The 8,573-nt window shown below is 62.7% G+C and carries 9 protein-coding genes; all 9 read left to right on the top strand.

Annotated elements, in window-relative coordinates:
• Positions 1-162 precede the first annotated feature (162 nt).
• Complete coding sequence (locus ACN4F8_RS17315; protein WP_419474704.1) at positions 163-585, top strand: CopD family protein; 423 nt, start codon at positions 163-165, stop codon at positions 583-585.
• Between the two features lie 4 nt (positions 586-589).
• Positions 590-1,708, top strand: coding sequence for a VanZ family protein (locus tag ACN4F8_RS17310; protein ID WP_419474702.1), 1,119 nt, complete (start codon positions 590-592; stop codon positions 1,706-1,708).
• Complete coding sequence (locus ACN4F8_RS17305) at positions 1,705-2,043, top strand: (2Fe-2S) ferredoxin domain-containing protein (RefSeq protein WP_419474701.1); 339 nt, start codon at positions 1,705-1,707, stop codon at positions 2,041-2,043. Before ACN4F8_RS17310 ends, ACN4F8_RS17305 begins: the two co-directional genes overlap by 4 nt.
• Before the next feature lie 51 nt (positions 2,044-2,094).
• Complete coding sequence (locus ACN4F8_RS17300; RefSeq protein WP_419474700.1) at positions 2,095-2,718, top strand: alpha/beta hydrolase; 624 nt, start codon at positions 2,095-2,097, stop codon at positions 2,716-2,718.
• A gap of 117 nt (positions 2,719-2,835) precedes the next feature.
• A complete protein-coding gene (locus tag ACN4F8_RS17295; protein WP_419474703.1) occupies positions 2,836-3,942 on the top strand; it encodes a D-alanyl-D-alanine carboxypeptidase family protein in 1,107 nt (368 codons plus the stop codon).
• Between the two features lie 116 nt (positions 3,943-4,058).
• Complete coding sequence (rpsL, locus tag ACN4F8_RS17290; RefSeq protein WP_056266875.1) at positions 4,059-4,436, top strand: 30S ribosomal protein S12; 378 nt, start codon at positions 4,059-4,061, stop codon at positions 4,434-4,436.
• A gap of 157 nt (positions 4,437-4,593) precedes the next feature.
• Complete coding sequence (gene rpsG, locus ACN4F8_RS17285) at positions 4,594-5,064, top strand: 30S ribosomal protein S7 (RefSeq protein WP_419474699.1); 471 nt, start codon at positions 4,594-4,596, stop codon at positions 5,062-5,064.
• Between the two features lie 92 nt (positions 5,065-5,156).
• Complete coding sequence (fusA, locus tag ACN4F8_RS17280) at positions 5,157-7,259, top strand: elongation factor G (protein WP_419474698.1); 2,103 nt, start codon at positions 5,157-5,159, stop codon at positions 7,257-7,259.
• 152 nt (positions 7,260-7,411) lie between these two features.
• A partial coding sequence (tuf, locus tag ACN4F8_RS17275; protein WP_419474697.1) for an elongation factor Tu occupies positions 7,412-8,573 on the top strand: 1,162 nt, incomplete at its 3' end.

Raw genomic sequence — 8,573 nt, 5'->3', positions numbered from 1 at the left:
TGTCATGACCTCAAGCTCTCGAACCGCCCGGTGCGGACCCGCATGCCGGGTGGTGTGGCAGGGGTGCCTCCGAATATGGAGGCCCCCTATGCCGATCCTGTTGCCAGGCGCGTCCACGGTCCACACCCGGACGAGGTCGGTACCGCGCACTACACTGACCCCATGCTCTGGGTCAAATCTTTTCACATCGTGTTCGTGGCTAGCTGGTTCGCCGGCCTCTTTTATCTCCCCCGGATTTTCGTGAATCTGGCCATGGTGCCCTCCGAAAGTCTGGCCGAACGTGAGCGCTTGCTCTTGATGGCGCGCAAGCTGATGCGGTTCACCAGTGTATTGGCCGTGCCGGCATTGGGCCTTGGGCTGTGGCTGTGGCTGGGTTATGGCATCGGCGCGGGCAGCGGGTGGATGCACGCCAAGCTGCTGGTGGTGTTGCTGGCGCTGGCCTACCACCACGTGTGCGGCGTGATGCTCAAGCAGTTCGCACGGGGCGCCAACCGCCGAAATCATGTCTGGTACCGCTGGTTCAACGAGGCGCCGGTCATCCTGCTGGTGATCGCGGTGATCTTGGTGGTCGTCAAGCCGTTCTGACGTTTTGAACGCGCGATCATCTGCCTGGCCGCTGGCGCTGCTGTTCGCTTGTCTGGTGGTGTACGCCAGCCTGTACCCGTTCACTGGATGGCGGGATCAGGGCGTGGTGCCGCTGGCGTTTCTGCAGGCCCCTTTGCCCCAGTACTGGACGGGCTTCGATATCGGCTCCAACCTCGTGGGCTACGCCCCGCTGGGCCTCTTGCTGGCGCTCGCCATGCGGCGGTCCGGCGTGCGCTGGTCGTGGATGGTGGCGCTGGGGCTCCCGGCCCTGTTGTCACTGACCGTGGAAATGCTGCAGAGCTACTTGCCCATGAGGGTTCCGTCCAACGTGGATCTGGCCCTGAACACCGCTGGCGCCGCAATCGGCGTGGCGCTGGCGCTGTTGATCGAGCGCCTGGGCGCGTTGCGCCGCTGGAGTCGGATCCGCGCCAACTGGTTCGAGCCTTCAGCGCACGGGAGTCTTGTGTTGCTGGCCTTGTGGCCGTTTGCCTTGCTTTACCCGCAGCCGGTGCCGTTCGGTCTGGGTCATGTCTGGAATCGGCTGGAGTCCGGCCTCACCTCGCTGCTGACCGACACGCCTTTTCTGGAGTGGTTGCCGATTCGTCTGGTGGAGCCCGCCCCTTTGAGTCCGCTGTCCGAGGCGTTGTGCATCGGGTTGGGCGTGCTGGCGCCTTTGCTGATGGGGTATGGCGACATGCGCTCGCGCGCGCGGCGCCTGGTGTTCTGCGTGCTTGTACTCGTGGGTGCTGTGGGCGTGGCCGGTTTGTCGTCCGCCTTGACCTACGGTCCCGATCACGCCTGGGCCTGGGTGACGCCGCAGGCCGAGCTGGGGCTGGTGGCCGCCTTTGTCCTGGGTCTTCTTTTTGCAGCGCTGCCGGGCCGGATGTGCCACGTCATCATGCTGCTGTGTCTGGTCTTGTCGTTGAGTCTGCTCAACGACGCCCCTGTCAGCCCGTACTTCGCCCAGTCACTGGAAGTCTGGGAGCAGGGGCGTTTCATCCGTTTCCACGGTTTGTCCCAGTGGTTGGGCTGGCTGTGGCCCTTTGCTGCACTCGTGTTCGGCTTGCTCGCGGTGGCCCGTTCATCGTCTGCCACCGCACGCGCCTCTAAAATTGCGCCATGACTGAAAACAAGTCGTATTACGAACGCCACATCTTCTTCTGTCTCAACCAGCGCGACAGCGGTGAAGCCTGCTGCGCCGACCACAGGGCGCAGGCGGCATTTGATCGCTGCAAATCGCAGGCCAAGGCGCAGGGGTTGCTGGGTGCAGGCAAGGTTCGAGTGAACAAAGCGGGCTGCCTCGACCGGTGTGCGGGTGGGCCGATCGCGGTGGTGTACCCGGAAGCCGTGTGGTACAGCTACGTGGACGAGCACGACATCGACGAAATCGTGCAATCGCATCTTCGCGACGGTGTGGTCGTGCAGCGGCTGGTGACGCCCTCCGATGTCGGGCGCTGAGCCCTTGGTGTTCAACCGACACGCGGCGAGCCCAGAACCGCAGCCCCGAACATGAACGCCCAGACCACCAGCCAAATGATGCCCGGCCCTGCGGGCCTGATCGAACTCGCCATCGACCAGCCCGACGGCATCGCGCGCGGCACTGCGGTCATCGCACATCCTCATCCGCTGCACGGCGGCACCTTGACCAACAAGGTGGTTCAGACGCTGGCCCGGGCCTGTGTGCTGGCGGGGTGGACCGCTGTTCGCTTCAACTTCAGAGGCGTGGGTGTCAGCGAGGGTGCGTACGACGAAGGCCGTGGCGAGCTCGACGACCTGCTGGCCGTGGTGGCGGCCCACGCGCCCGACGGCCCGCTGTGCCTGGCGGGCTTCTCGTTCGGAGCCTTTGTCACCAGCCACGCCGCCGTGAGCCTGCAAGCATCGCGCGACATCCAGCGGCTGGTGCTCATCGGCACGGCAGCCAGTCGGTTTGACGTTGCACCCGTGCCAGCGGAACTCCACGCCCGAACGCTGGTCGTTCATGGCGAGCAGGACGATACTGTTCCTCTGGCCAGTGTGCTGGATTGGGCTCGGCCGCAGGTGCTGCCAGTGCTCGTTGTGCCCGGCGGCGGCCATTTCTTTCACGGCCAGCTCCCGATGTTGCGGGAGCTGGTGCTTCGTCACCTGCGCGCCTGAGGCTGCGCGGGTACTTTTTTGACTCCTTGCAAGGACCGGATTTTGTTGCGTCGCCTCTCTTCTTTTTTTGTGTCTGCCTGTCTGCTGGTGGGCGCGGTGTTGCCCGCATCTGCCCAGATGCCCCAAGCCCCTGAAGTGGCCGCCAAAGCCTATCTTTTGATGGACGTGACGTCCGGTCAGGTCCTGGCATCCCTGAACCCCGACCAGTCGGTGGAGCCCGCGTCGCTCACCAAACTGATGACGGCCTACATCGTGTTTGACGCGCTCAAGGCCGGCAAGATCAGCCTCACGCAGACCTTTGGTGTGAGCGAGCGCGCCTGGAAAATGCCGGGCTCGCGCATGTTCATCGACCCCAAGATGCAGGTGCCGGTGGAAGACCTGATCAAGGGCATGATTGTGCAGTCGGGCAACGACGCCACGGTGGCCCTCGCCGAAGGCGTGGCCGGCTCGGTGGAGCGTTTTGTGGAACTCATGAACGCACAGGCCAAGGCGTTGGGCATGAACTCGACCGGCTACCGCAACACCGAAGGCCTGACCGAAGCCGGACACACCACCACCGCCCGCGATCTGGCCGTGCTGGCCAACCGGCTGATGACGGACTTCCCGCAGTACGTGCCGTACTACTCGATCCAGCGCTACCGCTATCCCGGTACTCCGGCCACCAACGACACGAACCGCAACTTGCTGCTGTTCCGCGATCCCAGCGTCGATGGCTTGAAGACCGGGCACACCAACGCCGCCGGATATTGCCTCGTGGCCACAGCGCGGCGCCAGGTGGCGGGTCTGGGCGAGGGAGCGCAAGGCCAGCGCCGTCTCATCAGTGTGTTGTTGGGAGCGTCCAGCGAAAACGCCCGGGCCGCAGAAACGCAAAAACTGCTGAACTGGGGCTACACCGCCTTTGATGCCGTGCGCCTCTTCCCGGCCGGTCAGCCCGTGGCAACGCCGCGCATCTGGAAGGGCAAATCCGAGCAGGTTCGCCTGGGTCGCGCCGAGGGCGTGGTCATCTCCGTGCCGGCTGGAGAGGGCGCCAAACTCAAAACCGAGGTGATCCGCCCCGATCCGCTGGTGGCGCCGCTCAACCGCGGCGACGCCGTGGGCACGCTGCGGGTGAGCCTGGCCAGTGGCGCCAAAGTGGCTGAGATTCCGCTGGTCGTCATGGACACCGTGGAGGAAAGCGGCGTCTTTGGCCGCGCCTGGGACGCCATCCGCCTCTGGATTCAGTGACGCCGCCGGCCCCTGCATTGCCAGGGTGCCACCCCCGTGCTACATTAGCGGGCTTTTCGGAATTTTCCGAAGAGCTTTCCGTTTTCGCTTTTTTCAAACGTTTAGGGACGTTTCCAATGCCAACCATCAATCAACTCGTGCGCCACGGCCGGGAGGTCGAAAAGACCAAATCCAAGAGCCCGGCCATGGAAAACTCTCCGCAGCGCCGCGGTGTGTGCACCCGTGTGTACACCACGACCCCCAAGAAGCCCAACTCCGCTCTGCGTAAAGTCGCCAAAGTGCGCCTGACCAACGGTTTTGAGGTGATCTCCTACATCGGCGGCGAAGGCCACAACCTCCAGGAACACAGCGTCGTGCTGGTTCGCGGCGGTCGTGTCAAGGACTTGCCTGGTGTGCGTTATCACATCGTGCGTGGCTCGCTCGACTTGCAAGGCGTGAAAGACCGCAAGCAGTCGCGCTCCAAGTACGGTGCGAAGAAGCCCAAGGCCAAGTAATCTGGTTCGAATTCAAGGTGCTGTTTGCCGCGTGGCGCGGTGAATCAGCGTAGTGACCCGAAGCGCGGAATTGTCCGTGTGGGTCGAGTAAGTGGGGGTTCCAATGACCTCCGCGGTGCCTGCCAAGGCGCCAACTGAAGCAATATGAGGTGAAAAAATGCCACGTCGTCGCGAAGTCCCTAAACGTGAAATCCTGCCGGATCCCAAGTTCGGCAATGTCGAGCTCTCCAAGTTCAGGAACGTGATCATGGAAGGCGGCAAGAAAGCTGTCGCCGAGCGCATCATCTATGGCGCGCTGGAGCAGATCGAGAAGAAGAGCGGCAAAGACCCGGTCGAAATCTTCTCGGTGGCCATCAACAACGTCAAGCCGATGGTGGAGGTGAAGTCCCGCCGAGTCGGTGGTGCCAACTACCAGGTGCCCGTTGAAGTGCGCCCTGTCCGTCGTCTGGCGCTCTCCATGCGCTGGATCAAGGAAGCCGCGCGCAAGCGCAGCGAAAAATCCATGGCCCTGCGCCTGGCCAACGAGCTGATCGAGGCCACCGAAGGCCGTGGCGGCGCCATGAAAAAGCGCGATGAAGTCCACCGCATGGCCGAGGCCAACAAGGCCTTCAGCCACTTCCGCTTCTGATCCGGGCCGCCGCCCCTTAGAGCATCCAGAACCGAGAGCCCGCATCCCTTGTTCCAAGGGTGGCGGGCTCGATCCCTTTTCGGAGTATTTCCATGTCCCGCATCACGCCCCTTGAGCGCTATCGCAACATTGGTATTTCCGCGCACATCGATGCCGGCAAGACCACCACCACCGAACGCATCCTGTTCTACACCGGTGTGAATCACAAAATCGGTGAAGTTCACGATGGCGCGGCCACCATGGACTGGATGGAGCAGGAGCAGGAGCGCGGCATCACGATCACGTCTGCCGCCACCACCTGTTTCTGGAAGGGCATGGACATGTCCTTCCCCGAGCACCGCATCAACATCATCGACACCCCCGGCCACGTGGACTTCACCATCGAGGTGGAGCGTTCCATGCGCGTGCTCGACGGCGCCTGCATGGTGTACTGCGCCGTGGGTGGCGTGCAGCCCCAGTCGGAAACCGTCTGGCGCCAAGCCAACAAGTACCGAGTGCCGCGTCTGGCCTTCGTGAACAAGATGGACCGCACCGGTGCCAACTTCTTCAAGGTCGTCGAGCAGATGAAGCTGCGCCTGAAGGCCAACCCCGTGCCGATCGTGATCCCGATCGGTGCCGAAGAAAACTTCACTGGCGTGGTCGACCTGCGCAAGATGAAAGCCATCATCTGGGACGAAGCTTCGCAGGGCATGAAGTTCGAGTTCCAGGACATCCCGGCCGAACTGCTCGAGACCGCCAAGATCTGGCGCGAGAAGATGGTCGAGGCTGCGGCTGAAGCGTCCGAAGAGCTGATGAACAAGTACCTGGAAGAGGGCGACCTCTCCGAGGAAGAGATCACCCACGGCCTGCGCGTGCGTACGCTGGCGGTCGAGATCCAGCCCATGCTGTGCGGTACCGCGTTCAAGAACAAGGGTGTGCAGCGCATGCTGGACGCCGTGATCGAACTCATGCCTTCGCCAGTGGACATCGCTGACGTCAAGGGCACGGATGACGACGAAGAAGTCACGACCCGCAAGGCCGACGACAACGAGAAGTTTTCTGCTCTGGCGTTCAAGCTCATGACCGACCCGTACGTGGGCCAACTCACGTTCGTGCGCGTGTACTCGGGCGTGATGAAAAAAGGCGACTCCGTCTACAACCCCATCAAGGGCAAGAAAGAGCGCATCGGCCGTATCGTGCAGATGCACGCCAACAACCGCCAGGAAGTCGAAGAAATCCGCGCTGGCGATATCGCAGCTTGCGTGGGCCTGAAAGACGTGACCACGGGTGAAACCCTGTGCGATCCGGACGCCATCATCATGCTCGAGCGCATGGTCTTCCCCGAGCCGGTGATTGCACAAGCCGTGGAACCCAAGACCAAAGCCGACCAGGAGAAGATGGGCATCGCCCTGCAGCGCCTGGCCGCTGAAGATCCTTCGTTCCGCGTGAAGACCGACGAAGAATCCGGTCAGACCATCATCGCCGGCATGGGCGAACTCCACCTGGAAATTCTGGTGGACCGCATGAAGCGCGAATTCGGCGTGGAAGCCAACGTGGGCAAGCCCCAGGTGGCCTACCGCGAAACCATCCGCAAGACGGTGGAAGATTCCGAAGGCAAGTTCGTTCGCCAGTCGGGCGGCAAGGGCCAGTACGGCCACGTGGTGTTCAAGATCGAACCCAACGAAGCCGGCAAGGGCTTCGAGTTCGTCGACGCCATCAAGGGCGGCGTGGTGCCGCGCGAGTACATCCCTGCGGTGGAAAAAGGCGTCATCGAAGCGCTGACCACTGGCGTGCTGGCCGGTTATCCGGTGGTGGACGTCAAGGTCACGCTGCACTTCGGTTCGTACCACGACGTGGACTCGTCCGAAATGGCCTTCAAGATGGCCGCCATCTTTGGCTTCAAGGAAGGCTGCCGCAAGGCCAGCCCGGTGATCCTGGAGCCCATGATGGCCGTGGAAGTGGAAACACCTGAAGACTACGCCGGCAACGTGATGGGCGATCTGTCCAGCCGTCGCGGTATGGTGCAGGGCATGGAAGACATGGTGGGTGGCGGCAAGGCCATCAAGGCCGAAGTGCCCCTGTCCGAAATGTTCGGCTACTCCACGACCCTGCGTTCGATGTCGCAAGGCCGTGCCACGTACTCGATGGAGTTCAAGCATTACGCAGAAGCACCGCGCAACGTGGCTGAAGCCATCGTTGCTGCGCGCGCCAAGTAAAGAATTGGGGTCAGACCACCGTGTGTGCTCTGACCCCGCTGATCAGTAGCCGGTCTGCGATCACGCGCCGCCCTGTCCCCGTGCGGGGCGAACCAGCAGTGTGATGCAGACCTTAAACCGTGACACGGGTTTTGTTCTTTAGGAATTGAAAAATGGCAAAAGAGAAATTTGAGCGGACCAAGCCGCATGTGAACGTGGGCACGATTGGTCACGTGGACCACGGCAAGACCACGCTGACGGCGGCGATCACGACCGTGCTGGCGGCCAAGTTTGGCGGTGCGGCCAAGGCCTACGACCAGATCGATGCAGCGCCCGAAGAGAAAGCCCGCGGCATCACGATCAACACCGCGCACGTGGAATACGAGACGGCCAACCGCCACTACGCCCACGTCGACTGCCCCGGTCACGCCGACTACGTGAAAAACATGATCACCGGAGCCGCCCAGATGGACGGCGCCGTGCTGGTGTGCTCGGCCGCTGACGGCCCCATGCCCCAGACCCGCGAGCACATCCTGCTGGCGCGCCAGGTGGGCGTGCCTTACATCATCGTGTTCCTGAACAAGTGCGACATGGTCGACGACGCCGAGCTGCTCGAGCTGGTCGAGATGGAAGTGCGCGAACTCCTGGACAAATACGACTTCCCCGGTGACGCCACCCCCATCATCCACGGCTCCGCCAAACTCGCCCTCGAAGGCGACAAGGGCCCGCTGGGCGAAGAAGCCATCATGAAGCTGGCCGACGCGCTGGACACCTACATTCCCACGCCTGACCGTGCCGTTGACGGCGCGTTCCTGATGCCCGTGGAAGACGTGTTCTCCATCTCTGGTCGCGGCACCGTGGTGACCGGCCGTATCGAGCGCGGCATCATCAAGGTCGGCGAAGAGATCGAAATCGTCGGCATTGCCGACACCCAGAAGACCACCTGCACCGGCGTGGAAATGTTCCGCAAGCTGCTGGACCAGGGCCAGGCTGGTGACAACGTCGGCATCCTGCTGCGCGGCACCAAGCGCGAAGACGTGCAGCGCGGCCAAGTGCTGTGCAAGCCCGGCTCGATCAAGCCGCACACGCACTTCACCGGCGAGATCTACGTGCTGTCCAAAGACGAAGGTGGCCGTCACACGCCGTTCTTCAACAACTACCGCCCGCAGTTCTATTTCCGCACGACCGACGTGACCGGCTCGATCGAGCTGCCCGAAGGCAAGGAAATGGTCATGCCAGGTGACAACGTGTCGATCACGGTGAAGCTGATCAACCCCATCGCGATGGAAGAAGGCCTGCGCTTCGCCATCCGCGAAGGTGGCCGCACCGTCGGCG

Source organism: Hydrogenophaga sp., assembly GCF_048549895.1.
Lineage (GTDB): Bacteria > Pseudomonadota > Gammaproteobacteria > Burkholderiales > Burkholderiaceae_C > Hydrogenophaga.
This window is presented reverse-complemented; position numbering and strand designations above follow the sequence as displayed.

What these genes read in the sequence shown, in the direction of transcription:
- ACN4F8_RS17315 (WP_419474704.1), top strand. Translation starts at nt 163, where the DNA reads ATGCTCTGGGTCAAATCTTTTCACATCGTGTTCGTGGCTAGCTGGTTC.
- ACN4F8_RS17305 (WP_419474701.1), top strand. Translation starts at nt 1,705, where the DNA reads ATGACTGAAAACAAGTCGTATTACGAACGCCACATCTTCTTCTGTCTC.
- ACN4F8_RS17300 (WP_419474700.1), top strand. Translation starts at nt 2,095, where the DNA reads ATGAACGCCCAGACCACCAGCCAAATGATGCCCGGCCCTGCGGGCCTG.
- ACN4F8_RS17295 (WP_419474703.1), top strand. Translation starts at nt 2,836, where the DNA reads ATGCCCCAAGCCCCTGAAGTGGCCGCCAAAGCCTATCTTTTGATGGAC.
- rpsL (WP_056266875.1), top strand. Translation starts at nt 4,059, where the DNA reads ATGCCAACCATCAATCAACTCGTGCGCCACGGCCGGGAGGTCGAAAAG.
- rpsG (WP_419474699.1), top strand. Translation starts at nt 4,594, where the DNA reads ATGCCACGTCGTCGCGAAGTCCCTAAACGTGAAATCCTGCCGGATCCC.
- fusA (WP_419474698.1), top strand. Translation starts at nt 5,157, where the DNA reads ATGTCCCGCATCACGCCCCTTGAGCGCTATCGCAACATTGGTATTTCC.